We start from the raw sequence: 23,829 nt of genomic DNA on the forward strand, positions 1-23,829 counted from the left end.
CATGGAAAAGACATTTCAAATCTATTATACTTCAGACACCCACGGCCATATCTTCCCGGTGAACTATGCCTCTAACTGCCCGGAAAACTCCGGACTGCTGAATCTGGCCGCCCAGGTGGAAAAAGACGGGAACACCCTGGTGCTGGACGGCGGCGACTCCCTGCAAGGGACGCCTTTGACTCAATATTATCTGGAACACTGCAAAAAGTGGCCCATCCACCCGGTGGCCGCCGCCTTCAATGCCATGGGGCTGGACTACTTCACCCTGGGCAACCACGACTTCAACTTTGGCTATGAGGCACTCCGGGATTATCTGCAGGCGATGGACGGAGTTTGCCTGTGCACGAATGTAGAGGACTTGGGGGGAGAGCTGCGCATCCGTCCCTGGGCGGTGCACACCCTGGCCAACGGCCTGCGGGTAGGGATCACCGGCGTGGTCACCGACTTCGTAAACGTGTGGGAGCAGCCACAGAACTTGGAGCGGATTCGGGTTACCGACGCCTTTCAGGCCGCACGAGCGACTTGCGCCGCCCTCCGGGAACAGTGTGATGTCTGTGTGTGCATCTACCACGGCGGCTTTGAGGAGGAGCTGGAGACAGGGCGGGTGCTCTCGGACAGCGGTGAGAATCTGGCCTGTAAAATTGCCCGGGAGCTGGACTTCGACCTGCTCCTCACCGGCCACCAGCACATGGCGGTGGAGGGAGTGAATCTGTCCGGCACCTACGCCGTTCAGCCCCCCGCCAATGCGGGGCAGTTTCTCCATATTTCCGGTAAGTGGGAGGGAACACGCAGTTCCTTCCGATCCAGATTGACAGCGGTGGGCGCAATCCACCCAGCAGAGCCTTATCAGAGTCTGCTTCCACTGGAGAATGCCGTACAGGACTGGCTGGACCAGCCTATCGGGGAGTTGGATCGCACCATCCCGCCGGAGGGGAAATTGGAAGCGGCTCTCTACGGCAGCCAGGTGGCTGCCCTGTTCAATCAGGTGCAGCTGACAGAGACCGGGGCGGACTTCTCCTGCACCAGCCTGGGCAACGACCCGGTTGGCCTGGCCTCTCCGGTGACTATGCGGGGGGTGACAGCGGCCTACCTTTTTGCAAACACCCTGGTGGTGCTGGAGGTAACGGAGGAGGTGCTGAGACAGACTCTGGAGCGGTGCGCCGCCTACTTCACCCTGGTTGATGGCCAGCCCCAGATTTCGGAGGAGTTCTTGCTCCCCAAGGTGGAGCACTACAACTACGACTTCTATGCCGGGCTCTCCTACACCTTCGATCTGCGCCGGCCCGTGGGCAGCCGGGTGATCCGCCTGGCAAAACTGGACGGCTCCCCGCTGGGAGGAGGGACCTTCCGCCTGTGCACCAGCAACTACCGGGCCACGGGCACGGGTGGATACGAGATCTTGAGGGAGTGTCCCGTCCTGTGGCGCGGGGGCACAGAAATGCCGGATCTCACCGCCCGCTACATCCAGGCCCACAGCCCGATGCCTCAGTTGCATAACGTGGAGATGCGGGTGATCTGGTGAAGCGTTCTTGACAAGCCACAAGGAATGTGGTTTTATAAATCAGACAGAGGAAAGAAGGTGGAGGATGGACAGATTCAATGTTGCTGTGGATGTTGTTCAAAATGCCGGAGATCTTCTGCGGCAGTGCCGTCTGGAAGAGTCAGAGATCTGCCAGAAGACGGGGCACCAAGATCTGGTTACTCATTGGGACCGGAAAATCGAGCAGTTATTGCGAAATGAAATACTGACAGCCTTCCCCCAGGACTCCATCGTGGGTGAGGAGTATCCGCCGGAGGCGCATCGCACCGGGTCGATGACTTGGTATATTGATCCCATCGACGGGACCACGAATTTCATCAATCAGCATCAGAACTACGCCATCTCCGTGGGGTGCTGGGAGGGAAGTACCCCGCTGTTCGGCCTGGTGCTGGATGTGGAACGTGAGACGCTCTACTGGGCAAAGCGCGGAGGAGGCGCATGGCAGGATCAGACGCAGATCCATACCTCCGGCCGGCGGGAGCTTTCGGAACTGCTGCTGACAACGCCGGGCCTGCAATATACCTTTCTGGAGCCTCATCCGTACCAAGAGCGGATGATTCGGCTCTCCCGGAAGGTTCGGGGTGTCCGCTGTCTGGGTTCCGTGGCCTTGGAATTGTGTGAAGTGGCCGCAGGCCGGGCAGATCTGTTTGTAACCATGCGATCCTCTCCATGGGATCACAACGCTGCGCGGATCATCCTGGAGGAGGCCGGCGGGGCGGTCTTCACAGTGGATGGGGATGAACTGCCCCTGGATCAGAAAAGCACGGTGCTTGCTTTCAATGCCATGGAACTGAAAGATTGCATCCTCTGTGTATGAGAACAGCCCGTTGTAAGAGATTTGAGGGACACTTTTGGAACATAGCGATAGGTAGGCACTCTCATTGTTTACAGCCCCGCAAATCTTGAGGTATACCCATCAGCACACTCGCACGATGGACAGATCAATAACAGCAAAACCCCATTCCGTACAGCTCAGATATCTTCTGAGTGGACAGGATGGGGTTTTTATTCGCCATGGCTGGGAGCGCTATGCAGGCCGCCTCTACGACAGAGCGGCAATGATCTTCTCCATGGCGGCGTAGCTGGGCATGGCGGCCACCTGGGTGATCTCCGCGGCCAGGTGGGGGACGCCGAAGTGGTCTTCGTCGGCGCCCGTCCCGGATACCTCGGTACGGAAACCGTGGTTTTCCCAGGCCAGGCGCTGGATCTCCTCGTCCATCAGGGCGTCGATGCCCGCCTCCCCCGCCTCGTCCAGGGCGATGTAGATATGGGAGGACCAGACGGTGGGTGTGGGGTAAATCAGCACGATGTCATCCTTCAGCTGCTCCCAGTCCTCCGGGTTCTCCACGGCGAACTCCAGCAGTTGGTTTTCATAGCCGGCAATCATGGGCTTAGCCCCCATGCCAGTCTTGAGGAACTGGTCGAAGAGGTCGGAGGAGGACGCCTCCATATAGCCCAGCTTCTCGAAGATGGCCTGCAAGCGGGGCAACACCGCCTCCACACTGCCCTCATCCGCCACCCCGCCGCACAGCACATTGGCCAGCAGCCCCGCGAACATATTCCCGGAGTTGGAGCGCACGGGGTCGGTAGTGTTGACAGCCACGGTGCCGTAGAGCTCCGGGAGCCCCAGATCCGCCCAGGCGGTGCCCGCCTCGATCTCCGCCACCAGGCCGGCCATATCCATATAGTACACCCCATCCCGCTCCGTCACCAGCCCCTCTTTCTGGAACGCCTCCAGGATGGGCCGGTGGGTATAGAGGACGATGGGGGTGTTGAACACGATCTGGCTCCTGTCCGGCGCGCCGTAGAGCTGCTGGTAATACTCCAGGGCGGTCTGGCTGGAGGGAAAGAGGAAATTCCGGCCCCCGTGATCCGCCGTTACCATGTCCAGGGAGCCAGCCTTGGCATAATCCAGGGTGAGCCCGTAGTCCCGCTCCAGGATATCCTGTACCGTCTCGTCCTCCAGCAGGCCGATCTTTTCGCCCCCCACATAGCCCCGCAGGACGGTGGGCTCCGGCTGGGGGCCGCCGCCCAGTAGTAAATAGATCGCCGCCGCAGCGATAACGGCCAGCAGGATGATCAGACCGATCCATTTTGATTTGCTTCCCATTGGAATCCCTCCGTGTTCAGCAGGCCCTCCATGACCTTCATGTCCGCCTCCGCGTCAAACCGCTCCGAGGCCATCAGCTGGCTGAGCTGTTTCTCGAACCCGGCCTTTAACTTAGGCAGGATGGCCCGCACCTTCCGCTGGAACTCCCGTACCTCGGAAGTCCCCAGCCCGGCGTCCTGGAACTTCACATACTGCCCCAGGATCCGGCCCACCGTGTCCAGATAGTAGGTGAGGAAGCGGTTGGCCGACGGGATCTTCTCCGGATGCTCCCGAAGATAGCAGTAGAGGCAATCCCCCGTCTCCGTGAGAGCCAGGGCGTCCTCATGGGTCCGGACGTCCGTGATCCGGTCGACGGCCGACCGGATGGCCTTCAGATCCCGCTCCGCCTCCTCCATCAGGGCCTGCATCTCGCCGCCGTCTGGCTGCTGGGCGAAATAGAGGGTGATGGGATCCGCCTTTGGGGCCAGCAGGAACCACAGGCCCAGATAGATTCCCACCCCCAGCGCGGCGCTGAACAGAAAATTCCAGTGGAGGGCCAGGGCCAGAACCAGAAAGGCCGCGATCCCCGCCCCCAGCGACAGTACCAGTTGCCGTAGCTGTCCTTTTTTCATCTCAGTTGTACCCCTTCACACTGCGGAAGGCCCCGATCAGATCCTCCCGTCCGTCAAAGACCCGCGCGTGAGTCAGCTCTGCCAGCTCCTCCAGCTGGGTGGGATCGGCGGAGCCGAACATGATAGAGAACACCGGCACATCCGCCCCGAAGACCTCGTAGCCGTCCCGGAAGTCGGAAAAACTCCCGTCGGATACCCCGTCCGTCAGCAGGATGATGGCGGGGGTATACTGGCTCAGGTCGTAGCCATCCAGTTGCCGCAGGCCCTCCATGGCGGCATAATAGATGTCGGTGCCACCCACGGCCTCCTCCGCCTCCACCTGGTCGTAGAGATCCTCCAGCTCCGCCCCGTTGCCCTCGGCGGTGTAGACGTCCCGGGGGTAGCCCTCAAAGGGGATGAGGATATTGACCTCGTGTTCCGAGGCCTGGAGCAGATTTTGCTCCGCGTTCTCCTGAATCAGGATCTGGCTCATGGCCTCCACCATCTGTTCCCGGCCTATCCCCTCCATGCTGCCGGAGTAGTCCAGACAGTAGACCGTGAGGGAGGGCTTGCGGAACTCCGTCTGGTACAGGTTCAGACACTCCATGAGCACATCGGTGGAGGGCATCCGGATGGGGGAGAGCACCCGATCCGGCTGGATGCCCCAGTCGGCGCGGAACACGTCGGCGTTCTCCGCCGACACCCCCTCGTAACCGGTGCGGCGGCCGGTGCGCTGGATCTCGTTTTGCACCTCGTCGGACAGGAGATACTCCTGTAAATCCAGAAAGGCCTGTTCCTTCTCGGCGTCCCCGTTGTCCACATAGCCCAGGGGGGAGTCAGCGATGGAGAGTCCGTCGTAGGGATAGACGGCGTACAGCGTCTCCTCCCCCCGCGCCTCCAGCTCCTGGTTGGCGCTGATGATGAGGCACTCATAGTTCACCATGGCGTCGTAGCCACCGGTGAGGAACAGGTCCTTCAGCCAGTCAGAGCTTCCGGAGGACCGGTCCACGCCGGAGAGCAGCTGGGTGATCTGCTCCGAGAGGCCGGGAGTCTGGAGGCTCTCCGACGTGATCACATCCGGATTGCCCAGTAGAGCATAAAGAAAACCAATGTAGGCGCTGCACCCGGAGTTGGACTGGGTGGCGGAGGTCATGCAGAAGTTCAGCTTCCCGGACTGGATGGCGGAGAGGAGGTCGCTGACCGACACTTCCGTGCCTACAAAGCCCAGCTCCTCCGCCAAGCTCTGGCGGATGCCAAAGACCACCGGGGTAATGGAGATGGACTGGGTATGTTTGACACGGTACTGGGTGTCCCCGGCGGTGAGCCACAGGCTGCTGGCAGGCCACACCGCGTCGTAGTCGATGCTCTCTCCCTGGAGGGTGCGCATGATGTCCAGGGAGCCTCGGTAGTCCATTTCGATGTTCACACCCCGTTCCCGGGCAAAGTCATCCAGGATGCCCTCCAGCTCCTGGTTCTCCGAGCCGGAGAGGATGCGCAGGGTCACATCTCCGCCATAATTGAAAGTGTGTTCTCCGCCGGAGGAATTGTCGGCGGAGGCTGTGCTGTCAGACAGCGTCGGACTGCAGGCCGTCAGAATCAATGCCAATGCCAGGATACATACGGATAAAACCGTGCGTTTCATAGCAACAGATCCTTCCTTTCCCAATGTGGCGCGCAGGCAGCGCAAACCCGCCCACGAAATATATAAAATAAGCCTAATTTACCATATCACAGCTGGTCTATGTCCACTACCACAGCACAGTAAAATGCGTGTAAAATCCGTGAGACATCCCGGAAAATGAACGCATCCCCCATGTGTGCGCATGGGGGATGCGTTCATCCGTCTGGGAAATAATCCTTTTTCATTTGGTGCAGCGCCTGGAGACGATTTGTGCCCTCGAAGCCTAACCGTTCTGCCACCGCCACGGCCAAGGCGTCCAGCAGGGCGGCGGGAGCCGCCATGGAGTGGTATTCTTTTTCTCTACCCCGGTAAGCGAACAGGCTGATATCCGCCCGCTCCTCTGCAGGAAGACAGGTGCGGCCCACAAAAGCCAGGGTCCGATAGCCGGCGGCCCGGCTATGATTCAGAAGAACGTGGCCCTCCCGGGAGAGCTTGGAAAAGCTGAACAGCACCACCAGGTCCTCCGGCCCGGCCTGGATCAGCCCCTCCAGCAGCTCCGCGCCCCCGGAGGGCAGCAGCGACACGCGCACGCCCACTCGGCGCAGACGGAAGTGGAGGAGCTGCGCCAGGGCGGCCGAGGCGTTTTTCCCGTGGAGAAATACCGTCCGGGCCGAGCAGATGGCCTCCACCGCTGTCTTAAACTCCTGGGTGGAGAGGAGCTGAGCGGTCTTTTCCAGATACTCCTGCTGGCGCGTCAGCCAGCTCTGGGGGGAAAAGCTCTCCTCCTGCTGCAGGGTCCCCGCCATTTTCACTGCGGGGCCGGAAGCCTGTTCCATCACCAGAGCCTTCAGGGCCTTGAAGTCCCGGCAGCCCACGTGCCGGGCAAACCGGGAGACGGTGGCGTCAGACAGCTCCAGCTGCTGGGCCAGCTGCCCGATGGAAGAAAACAGAAAGGCGTCGGTGTTGGTGTTGATATAGTCCAAGATCTTCTGCTCCGCCCGGGTCAGCTCCCCGGCCGGGGTGGGAAGGTGCAGGTCCATGACAACCCCCTCATTCTTTCAAAATTGCTTGCAGCGCGCTGTGGAGCCGCCCGTTAGAGGCCAGCAGAGGCCCGCCCTCCCGGAGGGATAGGGGGCTGCCGTCGGGGGCGGTGACTTTTCCTCCAGCCTCCGCCGCGATGCGCATTCCGGCGGCGTAGTCCCAGGGCTGGAGAGACAGTTCCACATAGCCGTCCAGCCGTCCGCAGGCCACCCAGCACAGGTCCAGGCTGGCGCAGCCGGTGCGGCGCACGTCCTGACACCGGTCATACAGCGCCCGCATCTGCCGGAAAGCCGCATCCGCCAGCTCCCGGCGGCCTGGGACGGTGCCCGTGGACAGGAGGCTGTCCTCCAGCCGGGAGACATCGCTGACGTGGATCGGGACTCCGTTTCGGAGCGCTCCGCCGCCCCGGCGGGCGGTGAAGCACTCCTCCGTATAAGGATTGTATACCACACCAAAGACAGCTTGTCCACCCTCCGCCAGAGCCAAGGAGATGGCGCTGTGCCGGAAGCTGTGGATCAGGTTGGTGGTGCCGTCCACCGGATCCAGGATCCAGCAGGGGCGGCTCCAGTCCAGCCCCGTATTGTCCTGCTCCTCTCCCATAAACTGGACATCCGGGGCCAGGGCGGCCAGACGCTTCCGCAGAAACGCCTGTACCGCCACGTCCACATTGGTCACATAGTCCGTTTCGCCCTTGGAGCGGATGCTCTGAACGGCGGCGGGATCGGTCAGCAGTTCCCCCGCCTCCAATACCGTCTGGACGGCCCCCTCCGCCAGGGAATCCGTCAGGGCGGTCATGCGGTGGCCTCCCGGGTCAGAATGGCCACGTAGTCGCCCCCCAGGGCGTGGATCTCCTTTAACGACCGCTTCAGCAGGCAGGCGGTGCGCACCTGGAAGGGGGCGGTGTCCGCCAGGCGGATGGCATAGCGGCCCTCCCGCATCTCCTCATAGAGGGCCGGGATGGTGTTGCACTCCCGCTCAAACACGGTGGTGACGCAGCCGTACTGCACCGCCTGGTGGGTGTCGCTGCCGGACACCACGGGGATGTCCAGCCTTCTCCCCAGGGCGTAGGTGAGCCGCTCGGTGCGCGCCTGGTCCAGGGCCAGGTCCTTGCCGTTCAGGTCCAGAAATTTCAGGCGGCGCAGCTGCTCCTCCGGCAGCTCGGGCACATGGCCAGGGGCGCGGAAGGGGTGGCCGCAGCCCACCACCACCGGGTACTCCTCAAACAAATCCATCAGCCGGGCAAAGGAAAGGAAGCAGCCCTTCTCCTTATTTGGCTCCAACCGGCGGTTCAGCTCCAGGATGGCCTCCAAGGGCCCGATGGACAGGATGTGGCCCCCCTCGGCCACATCGGTCTCCATGCCGGGGAAAATTTTCAGGCCGTTCTCCAGCTCCAGGGTGTCCCCGGTTCTCCGGCTCACTGAGGCGATGTAGCCGTATACGTCTGTAAACTGGAGGGTGTTGAAGTGCTCCGTCAGGCACAGGGCGTCCAGTCCGGCCCGTCTGGCCTCGCCGAAGAGCCAGTCGGTGTAGGCGGTGGAAAATGGGAGCTTTTTGGCCAGCTTCCCATGGGTGTGAAAATCCAGGCGCAAGAGAAATGACCTTCTTTCTTACAGCAGTGTGGAGATCAGGACGGCCACCGCCACCACCAGGAAGGAGACGGCCAGGAACAGTCCATCGTTATAGGTGACCTTCAGGGCGGCCAGCTTGATCTTTTTCACGGACTTGTTTACCGCCGCGTACCGGTAGCCCCGCAGCTCCAGTGCCTCCACCGTGGTGCGGGAGCGCTTGGCGGTGTTGAGCATCAGAGGGTAGAAGGACTGCATGATGATCTTCACCTGATAGACCAGGTACTTCACCTTGCCCCCGAAGGTCTCGTGGGCGGGGGGATTGCCCCGCAGCCGGTAGGAGAGCAGCACGTTCTGGAATTCCTCCATCAGAATGGGCAGCATCCGGTAGGCGTAGGAAATGGAAAAGCTCAGCCGCTCCGGGCAGCCGTACCACATGAGACCGTTGGACAGCTTGTCCGGGTCCAGCCCGGAGAACACAGTCACCGAGGCCAGGGAGATGGTGGCCACTTTCAACGTGAGGATGAGTAACGGGGCAATGGCGGAGGCGTCGCCTCCGAACAGCAGCGTCACGATAAAGAGATACCCTGTCTGAGAGAACACCCCCAGGGCAAAGAGGAACAGCACCAGCCCCGCCACTCTCGCCAGGAGGGTGGTGGCCATCACCAGCAGGAAGCATCCCAGCAGGAAGGGGATGTCGCTGACAAACCAGGGCACCAGGCCGAAAAACAGGTACCAGGCCAGCAGGACCCGGGGGTCCAGCGCAGCGATGACGGTGTCGTCATTGCCATAGGCGTTCTTCAACACCTGATTGCGGAGAAAGTCCATGGAGAGCTTGTCCAGAATGCTCTCCGAGAGTTTGGCGGTCAATTTTTCCACAGCGGTCACACCCCCTGAAAGGATGACAGGAACTCGTCGATAGTATAGCACATGGCGCGGGGATCCAGGGCCCGACCCATGGAGAAGATCTCCGGCGGGCGGATGCCCACCTGATCCACCACGTCGGTCCGGGCGAAGATTTCATCACGCGGCCCGTCCGCCACCACACGCCCGCCGCATAGCACAATGATCCGCTCCGCCCACTGGCACACCAGCTGCATGTCGTGGGTGGCAATGACAGCGGTCTGAACCACGTCCTTCATATCCTCCAGCACCGCCAGGATCTCCCGCCGGGTGGCGATGTCCAGGTTGGCGGTGGGCTCGTCCAGCAGCAGAATGCCGGGATTCAAAGCGATCCCGATGGCCAGGCTGGCCCGGCGCATCTGCCCGCCGGACATGAGGCGACCGTCCCGGTCTGCCAGCTCTGTCAGCCGGAACCGCTCCAGCAGCTCCCCGGTGCGTTTCTCCCACTCCGGGACGTTCCGCACCTCCATGGCGTAGGCGATGTCGGCGCGGATGGAGTCCTTGATGAACATCTCCTCCGGGTTTTGATACACCAGGGAGATCTGCCGGGACAGATCCTCGGCCTTTTTGTCCCCAATGGCCTCCTCAAAGAGGGAAACTGTGCCGGAATTGGGCTTCAGCAGACCCACCATCAGCTTCATGAGGGTGGACTTGCCCGCCCCGTTGGAGCCGATGAGGGCCACCTTTTCCCCTTTCCGTATGTTCAGGTTCAGGCCGTCGAACACGGTGTGGGGCTCCCCCTTTACCGAGCGGTAGGCCAAAGATACGTCCTGGAAGGAGACTGCGCTCTCTCCGTCTGGGACAGCTGGCGCCGGACGTTCCCGGGAGATATAATGCAGTCCGGCGAAGGCGGTTTTTCCTCCCTCCACGGTGGTGGGCAGGAGGATGTCCGCCGGGAGACGGCCTGCCCTCCGCAGCCGGTGGGCCGCCTGGGTCACCTGGGGCGGGAAGATGTTGCATTCCTCCAGCTCCTCCACCCGCTGGAGGGCATTCTCCGTGGGCAGTATCCAGCGCACCTGGCCGTCCCTCATCAGCATCACATGCTTGCAGTAGTCGGCGATGTACTCGGTATGGTGTTCAATGACGAGGATGGTCTTGCCGTGGTTCTCATTCAAGTCCCGGAGGACCTCATAGATCCGGTCGGCGTGCATGGGGTCCAACTGGGCGATGGGCTCGTCCAGGATCAGAATGTCCGGCTGGAGGGACACCGCGCCGGCCAGGGCCAGCAGGTGGGTCTGACCGCCGGAGAGCTGCCAGACATATTCCTCCTCCCTGCCCTCCAGACCGCACTGCCGCAAAGCAGTCCTGCCCCGCGCCAGGTAGTCGGGGAAGGCGTAGTTCAGGCAGGCATAGGAGGCGTCGTCCAGCACGGTGGGCCGGACGATCTGGTTTTCAAAGTCCTGATATACATAGCCCACCTTCTGGGCCAGAACGCCCACGTCGCTCTCCCGGGTGTCAAGCCCCTCCACCCGCACGCTTCCCTCCATGGTCCCCGTGATAAAGTGGGGGATCAGGCCGTTGAGGGCCTTACACAAAGTGGACTTCCCGCAGCCGTTGTTGCCAACGACCGCCAGGAAGTCCCCTTTCTCGATCTGAAGGGAGATCTCTTTCAGGGTGGGCTGAGGGGCGCCTGGGTAGGTATAGGTCAGGCCGTCGATCTCAACCGCGTTCATGTCAGTTCACCGCGGCCTTTTTCCCGGCGTTCTTTTTGATGACCAGCAGGGCGATGATGGCCACCGCGGCGGCCGCTACCATGCCCACGGCCATGGCGGTGCCGCTCTCCGCCCACTCGGCCTCCCAGTCGATGAGGGACATGCCGGCGGTGGCGGCCAGCTCGGCCACGATGGCGCACACAAAGCCGACGGCGCACACGGCCAGGGCCTTGGGGCTGATGCCGCTGACGGCGCTGTCCGGGGTGCGGGGAGCCATGCCCAGCAGGGGCTCGATCTTGCCGTACAGCTTGGGTACCAGGTACAGAGTGGGCAGCAGGCAGAACAGGATGCCGGAGAACAGCAGGTCATTGAGGAAGGCGAAGCCCTCGGTGGCGAACACGCTCTCAGGCAGGCCGGCCACAGCCTCGAAGTCCTCCACCGCCAGCTGGACCTTCAGGATGTCCACCGCGGTTCCCATCAGCAGCTGCGCGGCGGTGCCGGTGATGGCGGCCACGCCCACCAGGGCGCGGTTCCTGGGGTCCTTCACCAGCCGGCCGGCGATGTACACGCCGATGGTGACGGTAAGGAACTTCTCCAGCTCGCCCAGGCCGCCGAACTGGCCCAGCATGATCTCGCTGAACACCAGCTCGCCGGTGGCGGCGCCCAGGGCGGCGGACAGGGGGTCGAACAGCATGGCCAGGGTCAGGGGAATGAACAGGAAGTACTCCACGGAGAACTCCACGACCCCCACCTGGAACTTGGGGATCAGCTCCGTGAACAGGGTGGCCAGCCCGTACAGGGACATGGACAGGACAAAGATCATCAGCTTCTGGGACTGTGTGGCAGTCTGCTTCTGTGCGATACTCATAGCATATTTTCCTCCCTATGATGGTGTGTTTCTCGCTCACACAGGCACAGTGTACCACCGGGATGTAAATTCTTCCCCCAAAGTCCTGTAAAATGTAAATAAATTTTCTTATCTGCCGTGTTATGTAAGTTCTGCCCTCATTTACATCCGCATCGCCGCGTCCAGAGCCAAAGAGGAACGCTCGCACTCGTCAGGGAGCATGGTCAGCTGGACGCACAGGGGACTGCCCTTCATGCGGGCGCTGGCATAGGTCAATCCGTTGCTCCGGGTGTCCAGCAGGGGGTGGTCGATCTGGGCCGGGTCCCCCAGCAGCACTACCTTGGTGCCCTTTCCCACCCGGGTGATGATGCCCTTGACCTGCCGGGGGGTGAGGTTCTGGGCCTCGTCGATGATGAGCCAGGTATCGGTGATGGAGCGGCCCCGCATGAAGTTCATGGCCTCGGCAGCGATGACGCCGGTGTCAAAGAGGTAGTCAATGCGCCCCCGCAGCTCCTCCTCGCTGCGCCGCTCCTTTTTCTTCCCCTCCAGGTCCAGCAGGATCTCCAGGTTGTCCACAATGGGCCGCATGAGGGGGGAGATCTTTTCCTGCTCACTGCCCGGGAGAAAACCGATGTCCGCGTCAAACTGGGCATTGGGGCGGCACACCAGAATCTTCCGATAGGGCCGTTCCTCCGCCTCCAGCACCTGCTCCAGCCCTGCAGCCAGGGCGTAAAAGGTCTTGGCGGTGCCCGCCGGCCCTTGGATGATGGCCAGGGGCGCCTCCGCCACCGGCAGCAGCAGGGCCTCCTGCAGGAATTGCTGCCCCACGCTCCGGGGCTTGACGCCGAATGGGCGGACGCCGCCAAAGCGCAGGGCGGTGACCTTCCCCTCCCGGAAACGGCCCAGCATGGTCTTTTTCGGCTCGGTATCCGAGTGCAGAAGGACAAACTGGTTCTCGGTCAAGGAAACCGGCTTCCGCTCCCCCGCGCCGTCCACGGTATAGAGTTCTTCCGCCGGAGCTCCCTTTTTCTTGAACGCTGTGAGCAGGCTGTCCGAGATGTAGACCTCCGCCCGGCCGGTGTAGGGCTGGGCTCCATCCGGCAGCCGGTCGGTGGTGAAGTCCTCCGCCGGCACCTCCATCATCTGGGCCCGGATGCGGGCGACCATGTCCCGGCTCACCAGCGTCACCGGCGCTCCCTCGTCCATGAGGCCCCGACACACCTTCAGCACCCTTCCCGCCCGGCTGCCGGGTTCTATCCCTTGGGGAAGGGCCGCGTCCACATGGTTGACCTCCAGGCGCACGGTGCCTCCACTGGGCAGGGTCACGCCTTTTACCAGGTCTCCTTGGAGCCGTAATCTCTCCAGGAAGCGGAGCACATGTCGGGCGTTGTTTCCCGCTTCACCGTCAGCCCCCTTCCGATCATCCAACTCCTCCAGCACCGCCAGTGGCAGCACGATGTGGTTGTCCTCGAAGGACTCCAGAGCGTAGGGGGCCTGGAGGAGGACATTGGCGTCCAGCACATAGGTCTTCTGCATACGTTGCGCCTGCCTTTCTTCTTTGCTGTCTTATGACCATTGGGCGCGGCATCCACAAAAACAGCGCCGGTCCGCCCTGTAAGGGCGCAAACCGGCGCTGATCATACTCTGTCGATTTTGATCGGGCTGTCTGAAACCGTACTCCATACTGCCGCTCCCAACCGATGCCTACCGCATCTGTGTTCAGTATAGCAGACGCCTTTCCCAGCGTGCGACGGTATTTCAGTAAAGAAACCGTCAAATCCATGTGAAGCGCGTTTGCTATGAACCCGGTTTCGTTCCAGACCTCCTCTGCCTACAAGAAATTTACACATTCCCTCTTTCGGATTTTACAGTCGTGGGATTATACTAAATCAAATAGGGAGAACGTACCGCTCCCTTTCCAAAACAAAATCGCAGGAGGAAACAGCATGAGAAAAGCAAGACGGCCGGCAGCCATTGCCATGGCCCTCGCCCTGGCGCTTCAGCTGGGCACTGTGGTGCCAGCGGCGGCAGCGGGCATCAACTCGACCGCTGGGTATGAAAACGGCAATTCCCCCCTGAATCTGACCCAGATCGCCCGGTACACCTCCGGCCAGTTCAACGTGGACGGCGGCGTCATGGAAATCGTGGCCTACAACCGGGCCAACGGCTTTGCTTACGCCATCAACGGCCAGAGCGGCCTGCTGGCGGCAATCCCCCTGGGGGATCTCACCGCCGGGATCTCCGTCGCCCGGCTCAGCGGCACGGACATCGACGTGAAGGCCCTGGTGGAGGCGGCGGACAGCTCATTCCGCTATGGGGACATGACCTCCGTGGCCATCTCTCCGGACAGCACCACCTTGGCCGCCGCCCTCCAGGCGGAGGGATATCATGACGCCGGCCGGGTAGCCCTGTTCGCCTGCAATGCCGACGGCTCCTTGACCCTGAGGGGACTGGTGGAAACCGGTGTGCAGCCGGATATGGTGACCTTTGCCGGCAGCAGCACCGTCCTCACCGCCGACGAGGGGGAGCCTCGGGAGGGCTACGGCGACGGAATCGTTGATCCCAGGGGCTCGGTCACTGTGGCAGATGTGTCAACCCTCACCAGCGAGGTGGTGGGCTTTGACGCTTTCGACGCCCGCCGTGACGAGCTGGCCTCAGCCGGGATCGTGCTGAAGAAGGGAGTCGATCCCTCCACGGACCTGGAGCCGGAGTATATCGCCGTATCCGGCGGCAAGGCCTATGTCACCCTGCAGGAGAACAATGCCATCGCCGTGCTGGATCTGGCCTCCCGTACCTTTGACGGGATCTACTCCGCAGGTTTTGAGGACTACAGCGTCACCCCCATTGATATCGACAAGAAGGATGACGCCTATGCGCCCAGGACCTACGGCAGCCTCATGGGCATCCGGATGCCCGACGGCATCGCCGCCTTCCAGGTGGACGGCAAAACCTATCTGGTCACCGCCAACGAGGGCGACGCCCGGGAGTGGGGCGACGAGGATCTGGGCACCTTCTACCTCAGCGAGGACGAGCAGGACTTCGGCGAGGAGGGCGTGACCTCCCCCACTGGAGCCATCACCGGGGAGAACTCCGGCCTGGAGGGCAAGGTGGTCTTCTTCAAGGTGGAGGACTTTGACGGCTTGGACAGCGGCAAGGACTACCTCTTCGGCGGCCGCACCTTTACCATTTATGAGGCCGGGGAGAACGGCGTCACCGAGGTGTTCACCAGCGGCAACGACTTTGAGACCCTCACCGCCCGGTACCTGACCGATTACTACAACTGCTCCAACGACAACACCGTGGTGGATGACCGCTCTGGCAAGAAGGGACCGGAGGCGGAGAGCGTCACGGTTGGTACGGTGGACGGCCGCACCTATGCCTTCGTGGCCCTGGAGCGCACCGGCGGCGTCATGGTCTATGACGTGACCGAGCCTGCCTCCGCCCAGTACGTGAACTACATTAACACCCGGGATTTCGCCTCCATAGTGGAGGGCTCCGAGGAGTATGAGGACGGGGAGCTGGACAAGTGGGTCACCGGCGGCGATGTGGCCCCCGAGGGTCTGCTGTTCCTGAGTGATGCCGTCAGCCCCACCGGAGAGGCCCTGCTGCTGGCAGCCTGTGAGGTATCCGGCACGGTGGCTGTCTATCAGGTGGGCGGCGAGCCCCTGTCCGTCCTGCCCTTCACCGATGTGGAGGCCCGGGATGCCCAGGCGGTGCGCTATGTCTGTGAGAACGGCCTGATGGCCGGCGTCAGCGCGGACCGCTTTGAGCCCAATGGGACGCTGACCCGGGGCGAGGCGGTCACGGCCCTGTGGGCGCTGGAGGGCCGCCCGGTGGTGAATTATCTGATGGACTTCTCCGATGTGGACCCGGCGGCCTCCTATGGCGAGGCCGTCCGCTGGGCCGCCTCCGAGGGGATCGCCGGCGGCTACGGCGGCGGCCTGTTCGGCCCGGACGATCCCATCACCCGGGAGCAGCTGGCGGTCATGCTCTACCGCTACGCCCGGCATGAGGGCTATGACACCGCCCAGGGCGGCATGGCCGTCCGGGAGTTCGCCGACTATGACCAGATCGCCGGCTACGCTGCGGAGGCCATGACCTGGGCGGTGGAGGCCGGCGTGCTCACCGCGACCTCCTTGGACACGCTGGCCCCCGGCCAGGCAGCCACTCGGGTGCAGACTGCCCAGGCGCTGCTGGCCCTGTCCCAATTCACCAAATAACCAGGCGAATTGGGGTGTGAAGACCATGAAGCGTTTGGATAAGGAACGCCGGAAGCTGGAAAAGGTCGGATTCTCCGGGCAAACGTTGGAGCGGGCGATGGAGCTGCTGGAGCGGACGAATGCGTCCATCCTGGCCGAAATCCTGGTTAAGATAGTGACCAAACAGGAAAAAACGCCGTCCATGGCGCTGCACGAGATGGCGGCAAAAACGCGGGAACTGGAAGCCAAATTGGGATTCCCGCCCAAGGAACCGTCCTAAAAATCAACAGAATGAAGCAGCGGGGAGACAGACGTGCCTTCTCCCCGCCGTTTTTATGTGCCGACGGTCAGTCCCGCAGATCGGCATTCCAATCAAAGATTTTTCCAGTTTGCGGGTCAATCTCAAATTCGTACTTCATGCCGTCCAGGAACAGCTCCCCTTCGTAACGCCCCCGGCCGTCGCCGGACTCTTCCCAGACAGATACGTCCGCCGCACTGGCGCCGGAAACCTTGCCGGCCACGATGGAAGCGGCCTCCTCCGCTGTGACAGGGCTGCCGTCCAGAGCGTCCAGCCACTCCTCGTCCACCTCGTAGTCCGCACCAACGATGCGACCGTCGGCCATGGCCACCTCAAAGTCGTAGTCGCCGTAGTCGGTCTCGAACTCGATGTCATAGATGGGGATGCCATTGTCGCTGTCGGTCTCGTTTTTGATGTTGTAGGCGTCGCCCTCCGGCACGTCCGCATTGTCCAGGGCGATGGCCAGGGCCTCCTCCCGGCTGATCTCCCCGGCGGCGACTCCCCTCTCCGGGTCGGGGGACACAGGCGGCGTCTGCCCCTGGCCGGCGGGCGTTTCCGGAACGGAGGACGCCGGGGGAGTCTGGCCGCCGGAGGGGGCCGTCCCGCCGGGCGCGGCGCCGCCCGCCTGTCCGCCGCAGCCGGTCAGGCAGGCCAGCAAAAGCGCCGCTGTCAAACCGAAAGAAAAGATCTGTTTCATCCCGCGCGCTCCTTTCTGTGTGCGTGCCTCCATCCTACCACGAAGAACCCTGGCGCGCAACCCATCCAAGGGAACACAAAACCGCCCCATCCGTTTCTTTACATACATTTGACAAAGATTTGACATCCAGACGGTCGCGCCTCCGTTTCGCAGCCGCTAAACTTTACAATAGTGTTTTCTACCCTTTGAAAATTTCTGCTGTGACCCCGAAAATCCGGCGGCGTGTCCGTATCCTACTGCCGGAGGGGGATGGAGGGATGGCAATGGTGCGCACAGAGCATGACATCGTTTCCCAGGTACGATCGGCCAAGACGGACTCGGAGGCGGCGGACGCCCTCATCCGTCAGTACATGGGCTTTATCCGCTCGGAGACGGTGAAGTTTCTTCATACCGCCCCGGAAAACGGCCATGAGGACGAACTGAGCATCGCCATGCTGGCCTTCTATGAGGCGGTGCTGGCCTATGAGAAGAGCCGGGGCGCTTTTCTGCCCTACGCCGCCCGTGCTATTAAAAACCGGCTCATCGACCACTACCGGACGGAGAAGCGCCACGGCAACGTGATCTCCCTCCACACCCCCCTGGGCGGGGAGGAGGACGGCGGCGAGCTGCTGGACACCATCCCCGACACCGTGGACCACGCCGGGGACTATGCGGTGCGCACCGCCAGCCGGCGGGAGATCCAGGAGTTTTCCGAGAAGCTGGCCCAGTTCGGCCTGACCTTCTCCGATGTGGCGGACAACTGCCCCCGGCAGGAGCGGACCTTCGCCGCCTGCCGCCGGGTGCTGGACTTCGCCCGGACCCAGCCGGAGCTGCTGAAACGGGTGGAGGACACGGGCAAGCTGCCCATGGGGGAGCTGTCCGCCGGCTCCGGCACCGACAGGAAGACCATGGAGCGGCACCGGAAGTACCTGGTGGCCATCCTGCTGGCCTTCACCAACGGCTATGAGATCATCCGGGGCCACCTGTGCCAGGTGGGCCCCAAGAGAGGGGGCGACGAGGCGTGAGCTATCTGGTCATGGAGGTGCATCCGGCCTACGCGGTGGTGCTGGACGAGGAGGGCCGCTTTTTGAAGGCCGCCAACCTGCGCTATCAGGTGGGGGACACAGTGCGGGACATCGTGGAGCTGCGGCACCCCAGGGAAAAACGCCCCGCCCTGTGGAAGCCCCTGTCCGGCGTGGCCGGCCTGGCCGCCTGTCTGTGCTTGGTGTTCTTTGGCTACTACCAGCCAAACTTCACCCCCTACGGCGCCCTGCGCATCCAGATCAACCCGGATGTGGAGCTCACCCTCAGCCGCACCGACCGGGTGCTGGAGCTGGAGGGGCTCAATGAGGACGGCCAGAGCCTGATTGCGGGCTACGAATACAGCGGCAAGGACCGGGAGGACGTGACCGGGGAGCTGGTGGAGCGGGCCATCGATATGGGCTACCTCTCCGGCGGGGAGACGGTGTCCATCACGGTCACCAGCGCCGACGCCGACTGGCAGGCCCGGGAGGAACAGGCGGCCCGGGAGGATCTGGAGGAGCGGTACGGGGAGACCATCGTGATCCAAATCGGCCCCGCGCCGGAGGAGGAACCGGCCACCGAGGTGGTGATCCCGGTGGCGCCGCCCAGCCCCACGCCGTCCCCCACCTCGGACCTCACGCCGGAGCCTGTGCCGGAGCCCACGCCGGCGCCCTCCGCGCCCCCTGTCCCCTCTGCCGACCCGGGGATCACGGACTACGATGACACGGACTACGGCCCCAACGCCGACGGGGTCACCGATTATGAGGATACGGATTACGGTCCTTACAGCGACGGCGTCACCGACTATGAACCTCCCGACGACGGCCCTTATGTGGACGGTGACACCGACTATGAGGACCGGGATGACGGCGATGACCGGGACGACGATGACGACGACTGGGACGGCGATGACGATGATGATGGCGACGATGACGGAGAGCGGGATGACGACGATTAACGCAGAAAAATTTCCGCCGCGGCCCCGGTTTTGGAGACCGGCCGCCGTATCCTCCCTGTGTCAGCCGAAGAAGAGGAAAAAAGTTTTTCCCAGGCCCCGGTTTTTCGGCAGCGGCTCCGTAATCTAAAAGCAGAACACACAAACCAAACACCCTTTTCAAGGAGATGAATGAAATGAAACAGAACATCCGCACCAAATGGTTTGCCCTGACCCTGACCGCCGCCCTGGCCCTGACCACTCTGACCGCCTGCGGGAACGGCGCCGGCACGGCGTCCCTCCCCGAGACCCCCGGCACCAGCGCCCCCCTCCTGGAAGAGAGCGGCGGCGTGGCCGGCACCGTCCTGCTGAGCGTGAACCCGGAGATCGAGATGGATTATGACGATCTGGGCAACGTGGTGGCCCTCACCGGCCGCAACCAGGAGGCCCAGACCCTGCTGGCCTCCTACACCGGCTATGAGGGCCGGCCCTGTACCCAGGTGGTGGGAGAGCTGGTGGACGAGATCAATGCCCTGGGCTACTTCGACGCCACCGTGGGCGGCCACGAGAAGAACATCATCCTGAAGCTGGAGCGGGGCTCCGTCTACCCCAATGACCAGTTCCTGAACGAACTGGCCGAGGCGGTCCGGCTGGTGGTGGAGACCGACCAGATCGGCTCCCAGGCCGTGACCCTGGACCAAGACGACTACGACGACGCCTACGGGGACAAGGGGTACATCAACGCCTCCGCCGCTCAGAGCATCCTCTCCACCCAGCTGGGCCGGGACGATCTGCAGTTTGTGGAGAAGGAGTACGACCTGGACGACGGGGAGTACGAGGTGGAATTCGTCCTGGACGGCGTGGAGTACGAGTATGAGGTGAACGCCTACACCGGCAAGGTCACCGAGATGGACGCGGAGTTCCAGGACTATGACGACACCGACTATGGCCCGGGCAGCGACGGGATCACCGATTACGGCGTGACTGACTACGACGACACCGACTACGGCCCCAATGCCGACGGGATCACCGACTATGACGACACGGACTATGGCCCCAACAATGATGGAATCACCGATTACGACGACACCGACTACGGTCCCAACGCCGACGGCATCACCGATTACGACGACACGGACTACGGCCCCAACGCCGACGGCGTCACCGATTACGACGACACCGACTACGGCCCCAACGCCGACGGCGTCACCGATTACGACGATACCGACTACGGCCCCAACGCCGACGGCGTCACCGACTACGACGACACCGACTACGGCCCCAACGCCGACGGCGTCACCGATTACGACGATACCGATTACGGTCCCAATGCCGACGGCATCACCGATTACGACGACACCGACTACGGCCCCAACGCCGACGGCATCACCGACTACGATGACGACCGGGACGATGATGACGACGATGATGACGGCTGGGACGACTGAGCCCCTCCGCCTGCGCCACGAGGTCAAGCACCAGATCTCTCCCCAGGAGGATCTGGTGCTCGCCTCCAGGCTGGGGAAGCTCTTTCCCCGGGACGGCCACGCCGGGCCGGACGGCTCCTACCGGGTGACCAGCCTGTATTTCGACACCCCCTACGATACCGCCCTCCGGGAGAAGCTGGACGGGGTGGACCGGCGGGAGAAGTTCCGCCTGCGGTACTACGGGGAGCGCCCGGATTTTCTCAAGCTGGAGAAAAAATTTAAGGTGAACGGCCTGTGCGGCAAGCGGTCCGCCCGCCTGACCTGGTCGGAGGCGGAGCGGCTGCTCTCCGGGGAGGACGCCTTCCTTCTGGAGCGGGGGGAGCCCCTGCTGTCGGAGCTGTACCACAAGCTCCGGGGGACGCTGCTGCGGCCCAGGACGGTGGTGTGCTATGACCGGGAGGCATTCCTGTACGCCCCCGGAAACGTCCGGGTGACCCTGGACCGGGACCTGCGCACCTGCGGGGACAGCGCCGGCTTCCTGTCCCCAGGAGCCTTTCCCCTCAGGCCCCTGGAGGGGGTGACGGTACTGGAGGTCAAGTACGATGCCTTTCTCCCCGACCTGGTGCGGCTGGCCGTCCAGACGCCGGGCCGCCGGGCGGGGGCCTGTTCCAAATACGCCCTGTGCCGGCGGTTTGACTGAGAACGAAGAAAAGAGGTGTGGCTGCCATGCCCACGTTCACCTTTCAGGACATCTTCAAATCCAGCTTTCTGGAGCGGCTGGACGCGGTCTCCCTGCCGGACGCCGCCATCGCCCTGGCGCTGGCCTTCTGCCTGGGCCTGTTCATCTTCCTGGCCTATAAAAAATGCTACGCCGGGGTCATGTACGCCCCCAGCTTCGGGGTGACCCTCATCGCCCTCACCCTCATCACAACCCTGCTGATCCTGGCGGTGACCAGCAACATCGTCCTCTCCCTGGGCATGGTGGGCGCCCTGTCCATCGTCCGCTTCCGTACCGCCATCAAGGAGCCCATGGATATCGCCTTCCTGTTCTGGGCCATCGCGGCGGGCATCGTGCTGGCGGCGGGGCTGATCCCCCTGGCGGTGGTGGGCAGCCTATTTGTGGGGGTGGTGCTGCTGGTGTTCTCCCGGCAGAAGAACGGGGAGTCCCCCTACATCCTGGTGGTCCACTGCGCCGACCAGGATGTGGAGGGGCAGGTGCGCGCCCTGGTGGAGGCCCGGGTGCGGCGGCTGAATCTGAAGAGCAAGAGCGTGGCCCCGGGCCAGATCGAGCTGAACTACGAGGTGCGCCTGCGGGATGCCGACACGGAGTTCGTCAATGAGCTGGGGGCCATGGAGGGCGTGGGGAACGTGGTGCTGGTCTCCTACAACGGGGACTACATGGGGTGAGGCCATGATCCGCCACCGGCATATCGATCTTATCTGCGGCGGGGCCATCCTATTGGCCCTGGTCCTCACCGGTCTGCTCTGCTTCGGGGAGGCTCTGGGCCTCCGGCCCGCCAGCGCCGCGCCCGGGTACGCCTCCCGCCTCTTTGACGATGGCCGGGTCCACACCGTGGACCTGCGGGTGGAGGACTGGGCGGCTTTCCTCGAAAACGCCCCGGCGGAGGAGTATATCCCCTGCACCGCGGTCATCGACGGGGAGGAGTTTTACCAGGTGGGCCTGCGGGCCAAGGGGAACAACTCCCTCCGGCTGACGGAGGAGTACGGCCTGTCCCGGTACAGTCTGAAGCTGGAATTCGACCACTATGTGGACGGGGGCAACTACCATGGCCTGGACAAGTTCTCCCTGGACGCCTCCTTTCAGGACAACAGTTATCTCAAAACGTACCTGGTCTACGACATGATGGACTATATGGAGGTACCGGCGCCCTTGTGTAGCTACGCCTGGGTGACGGTGAACGGTCAGCCTTGGGGGCTGTTTCTGGCCATTGAGGAGCCGGAGGAGGCCTTTGCCCGGCGGAACTTCGGGCCGGACCACGGCCAGCTCTACAAGCCGGACTACCGCTCCCTCCGGGCGGAAAACGCCGACGTGGCCCTGCGGTACATCAATGACGACCCTGCCAGCTACCCCAACCTTTTTGACAACGCCAAGTTTGACGTGGATGAGGCGGACCAGGCGCGGCTCATTGAGGCCCTGCGGGTGCTGTCCACGGGAGAAAACCTGGAGACGGCGGTGAATGTGGACCAGGTGCTGCGGTATTTTACCGTCCAGGTGTTTGTCATGAACTGGGACAGCTATCTGGGCCACACCGGGCACAACTACTTTCTCTACGAGGAGGATGGGATCCTCTCCATCCTGCCCTGGGACTACAACCTGGCCTTCGGCACCTATGCCCTGGGGATGACCAATCCCGTCCGGGACCCTGACGTGCTGATCAACTGGCCGGTGAACACCCCCGCCCGGGGGGAGGTCATGCTGGAGCGGCCTCTGTATCACAATCTGATGAAAAACAGAGACTATTTTGCCCGGTACCACGCCTATTTCGGCCAACTGCTCTCGGAGTATTTCGAGAGCGGCCGGTATGAGGCAGTCATCCGGCAGGCACAGGTCATGATCGTTCCCTATGTGGAGGTCGATCCCACCGCCTTCTGCTCCTATGAGGATCATCTGCTGGCGGTAGACACGCTGCTGGAGGTGTGCCGCCTGCGCTCTGAGAGCATTCGGGGGCAACTGGAGGGGAACTACCCCATCACCCTGGCCCAGCAGGAGTCGAATCCGGGGGCGGGGGTGGACGCCTCCCATGTGGATCTGCGGGCGCTGGGGGATTTCGACGACCTGGAGGCTGCGAAGGAGCGGCAGAATGAGGCCGCGGCAATTGCGGGGGTGGAATAAGAGGGTAGCTCATATTGTTTACTGTCCCGTAAATTTTGAGCTGCCTCCGGCATAAATGGATTACGTTATTTCCCTCAAAAATTACAACGCAGACGGGCAGAAAATGCCTCCCCACTTTGTCGGCGGACGTGCCGCCGGCAAAAGAGGGGAGGCGCTTTTGACCACATTTTCAGCCACAGCGCGATGTGGAGTATACGGAAACAGGATGCTCAAAAAGTGGCGGAAAGCAAGCAGATCGGAGTGTATATCGCTATAAAGTACGAAAAATAGTTAGAAAAAAGTTCCAAAGCCGCTTGGTAAGGATGAGGTCGGCAGTTCGAATCTGCCTAGCAGCTCCAAAAGTCCTCGAAAGCTTCGGTTTTCGAGGACTTTTTTTATAATTGCCGGACAGGAAATTTATGTTTCCCGCCCGGCTTTTTTGCGCTTGCGCAGGGTGGAAAAAGGTCGTGTCAAGGATTTTTCGCACTTTGGTTTGCAGATTCTGTTTTAAATGAAGTCAGCCAGCAACAGAGGCGTCCTCAAGGGCTGCCTCCAGGTGCTTCATGTTCA

The 23,829-nt window shown here is 62.4% G+C and carries 21 protein-coding genes; 10 read left to right on the plus strand and 11 right to left on the minus strand.

What is annotated here, in order from left to right; all coding sequences use genetic code 11:
• The first annotated feature begins 1 nt into the window (after window position 1).
• Together H7U37_RS07340 and H7U37_RS07345 are read left to right on the plus strand one after the other, a co-directional pair.
• On the plus strand, window positions 2-1,522 hold the full coding sequence (locus tag H7U37_RS07340; RefSeq protein ID WP_204874792.1) for a bifunctional metallophosphatase/5'-nucleotidase: 1,521 nt from the start codon (window positions 2-4) through the stop codon (window positions 1,520-1,522).
• A 64-nt stretch (window positions 1,523-1,586) separates the two neighbouring features.
• On the plus strand, window positions 1,587-2,357 hold the full coding sequence (locus tag H7U37_RS07345; protein ID WP_204874794.1) for an inositol monophosphatase family protein: 771 nt from the start codon (window positions 1,587-1,589) through the stop codon (window positions 2,355-2,357).
• A 225-nt stretch (window positions 2,358-2,582) separates the two neighbouring features.
• Here H7U37_RS07345 and H7U37_RS07350 read toward each other — a convergent pair whose 3' ends face one another.
• The 10 genes from H7U37_RS07350 to H7U37_RS07395 all read right to left on the minus strand — a co-directional run bounded on the left by H7U37_RS07350 (window position 2,583) and on the right by H7U37_RS07395 (window position 13,405).
• Window positions 2,583-3,650 (minus strand): hypothetical protein, encoded by a 1,068-nt coding sequence (locus H7U37_RS07350; RefSeq protein WP_204874796.1) that lies wholly within the window; start codon window positions 3,648-3,650, stop codon window positions 2,583-2,585.
• Window positions 3,620-4,261, minus strand: a complete 642-nt coding sequence (locus H7U37_RS07355) for a 5-bromo-4-chloroindolyl phosphate hydrolysis family protein (RefSeq protein ID WP_204874798.1) — start codon at window positions 4,259-4,261, stop codon at window positions 3,620-3,622. Before H7U37_RS07355 ends, H7U37_RS07350 begins: the two co-directional genes overlap by 31 nt.
• A 1-nt stretch (window position 4,262) precedes the next feature.
• A complete protein-coding gene (locus H7U37_RS07360) occupies window positions 4,263-5,882 on the minus strand; it encodes a vWA domain-containing protein (RefSeq protein WP_204874800.1) in 1,620 nt (539 codons plus the stop codon).
• 194 nt (window positions 5,883-6,076) lie between these two features.
• On the minus strand, window positions 6,077-6,901 hold the full coding sequence (locus H7U37_RS07365) for a MurR/RpiR family transcriptional regulator (RefSeq protein WP_204874801.1): 825 nt from the start codon (window positions 6,899-6,901) through the stop codon (window positions 6,077-6,079).
• A gap of 10 nt (window positions 6,902-6,911) precedes the next feature.
• Window positions 6,912-7,697, minus strand: a complete 786-nt coding sequence (locus H7U37_RS07370) for an inositol monophosphatase family protein (protein WP_204874802.1) — start codon at window positions 7,695-7,697, stop codon at window positions 6,912-6,914.
• Entirely contained in the window at window positions 7,694-8,491 is a 798-nt protein-coding gene (locus H7U37_RS07375; protein WP_204874803.1) for a PHP domain-containing protein, read from the minus strand. Before H7U37_RS07375 ends, H7U37_RS07370 begins: the two co-directional genes overlap by 4 nt.
• A gap of 18 nt (window positions 8,492-8,509) precedes the next feature.
• On the minus strand, window positions 8,510-9,346 hold the full coding sequence (locus H7U37_RS07380) for an energy-coupling factor transporter transmembrane protein EcfT (RefSeq protein WP_204874804.1): 837 nt from the start codon (window positions 9,344-9,346) through the stop codon (window positions 8,510-8,512).
• A gap of 5 nt (window positions 9,347-9,351) precedes the next feature.
• Complete coding sequence (locus H7U37_RS07385) at window positions 9,352-11,043, minus strand: ABC transporter ATP-binding protein (protein ID WP_204874805.1); 1,692 nt, start codon at window positions 11,041-11,043, stop codon at window positions 9,352-9,354.
• 1 nt (window position 11,044) lies between these two features.
• Window positions 11,045-11,890 (minus strand): DUF8171 family membrane protein, encoded by an 846-nt coding sequence (locus H7U37_RS07390; protein WP_087337301.1) that lies wholly within the window; start codon window positions 11,888-11,890, stop codon window positions 11,045-11,047.
• A 141-nt stretch (window positions 11,891-12,031) separates the two neighbouring features.
• The gene (locus tag H7U37_RS07395) at window positions 12,032-13,405 is read right to left on the minus strand and encodes a PhoH family protein (RefSeq protein WP_087239155.1); all 1,374 of its coding nucleotides are present in this window, start codon (window positions 13,403-13,405) and stop codon (window positions 12,032-12,034) included.
• A 410-nt stretch (window positions 13,406-13,815) separates the two neighbouring features.
• Between H7U37_RS07395 and H7U37_RS07400 the strand changes: the two genes are divergently transcribed.
• Both H7U37_RS07400 and H7U37_RS07405 read left to right on the plus strand, forming a co-directional pair.
• Window positions 13,816-16,089, plus strand: coding sequence for a choice-of-anchor I family protein (locus H7U37_RS07400; protein ID WP_204874806.1), 2,274 nt, complete (start codon window positions 13,816-13,818; stop codon window positions 16,087-16,089).
• A gap of 16 nt (window positions 16,090-16,105) precedes the next feature.
• Window positions 16,106-16,348, plus strand: coding sequence for a hypothetical protein (locus H7U37_RS07405; protein ID WP_204874808.1), 243 nt, complete (start codon window positions 16,106-16,108; stop codon window positions 16,346-16,348).
• Between the two features lie 67 nt (window positions 16,349-16,415).
• Here H7U37_RS07405 and H7U37_RS07410 read toward each other — a convergent pair whose 3' ends face one another.
• Window positions 16,416-17,063, minus strand: a complete 648-nt coding sequence (locus tag H7U37_RS07410; protein WP_204874809.1) for a PepSY domain-containing protein — start codon at window positions 17,061-17,063, stop codon at window positions 16,416-16,418.
• A gap of 257 nt (window positions 17,064-17,320) precedes the next feature.
• Between H7U37_RS07410 and H7U37_RS07415 the strand changes: the two genes are divergently transcribed.
• The 6 genes from H7U37_RS07415 (at window position 17,321) to H7U37_RS07440 (ending at window position 23,280) form a co-directional block, all read left to right on the plus strand.
• Entirely contained in the window at window positions 17,321-18,067 is a 747-nt protein-coding gene (locus H7U37_RS07415; RefSeq protein ID WP_243413643.1) for a sigma factor, read from the plus strand.
• Window positions 18,064-19,023, plus strand: a complete 960-nt coding sequence (locus tag H7U37_RS07420) for an anti-sigma-I factor RsgI family protein (RefSeq protein ID WP_204245945.1) — start codon at window positions 18,064-18,066, stop codon at window positions 19,021-19,023. Before H7U37_RS07415 ends, H7U37_RS07420 begins: the two co-directional genes overlap by 4 nt.
• Before the next feature lie 173 nt (window positions 19,024-19,196).
• A complete protein-coding gene (locus H7U37_RS07425; protein WP_204874811.1) occupies window positions 19,197-20,447 on the plus strand; it encodes a PepSY domain-containing protein in 1,251 nt (416 codons plus the stop codon).
• The gene (locus H7U37_RS07430; protein ID WP_243414269.1) at window positions 20,413-21,126 is read left to right on the plus strand and encodes a polyphosphate polymerase domain-containing protein; all 714 of its coding nucleotides are present in this window, start codon (window positions 20,413-20,415) and stop codon (window positions 21,124-21,126) included. The genes H7U37_RS07425 and H7U37_RS07430 overlap by 35 nt, the downstream gene beginning before the upstream one ends.
• Window positions 21,127-21,152: 26 nt before the next feature.
• A complete protein-coding gene (locus H7U37_RS07435) occupies window positions 21,153-21,833 on the plus strand; it encodes a DUF4956 domain-containing protein (protein ID WP_204874813.1) in 681 nt (226 codons plus the stop codon).
• 4 nt (window positions 21,834-21,837) lie between these two features.
• Complete coding sequence (locus H7U37_RS07440) at window positions 21,838-23,280, plus strand: CotH kinase family protein (RefSeq protein ID WP_204874815.1); 1,443 nt, start codon at window positions 21,838-21,840, stop codon at window positions 23,278-23,280.
• Window positions 23,281-23,829: the final 549 nt, after the last annotated feature.

The sequence above is a fragment of the Pseudoflavonifractor phocaeensis genome, from assembly GCF_016901735.1.
Lineage (GTDB): Bacteria > Bacillota > Clostridia > Oscillospirales > Oscillospiraceae > Pseudoflavonifractor_A.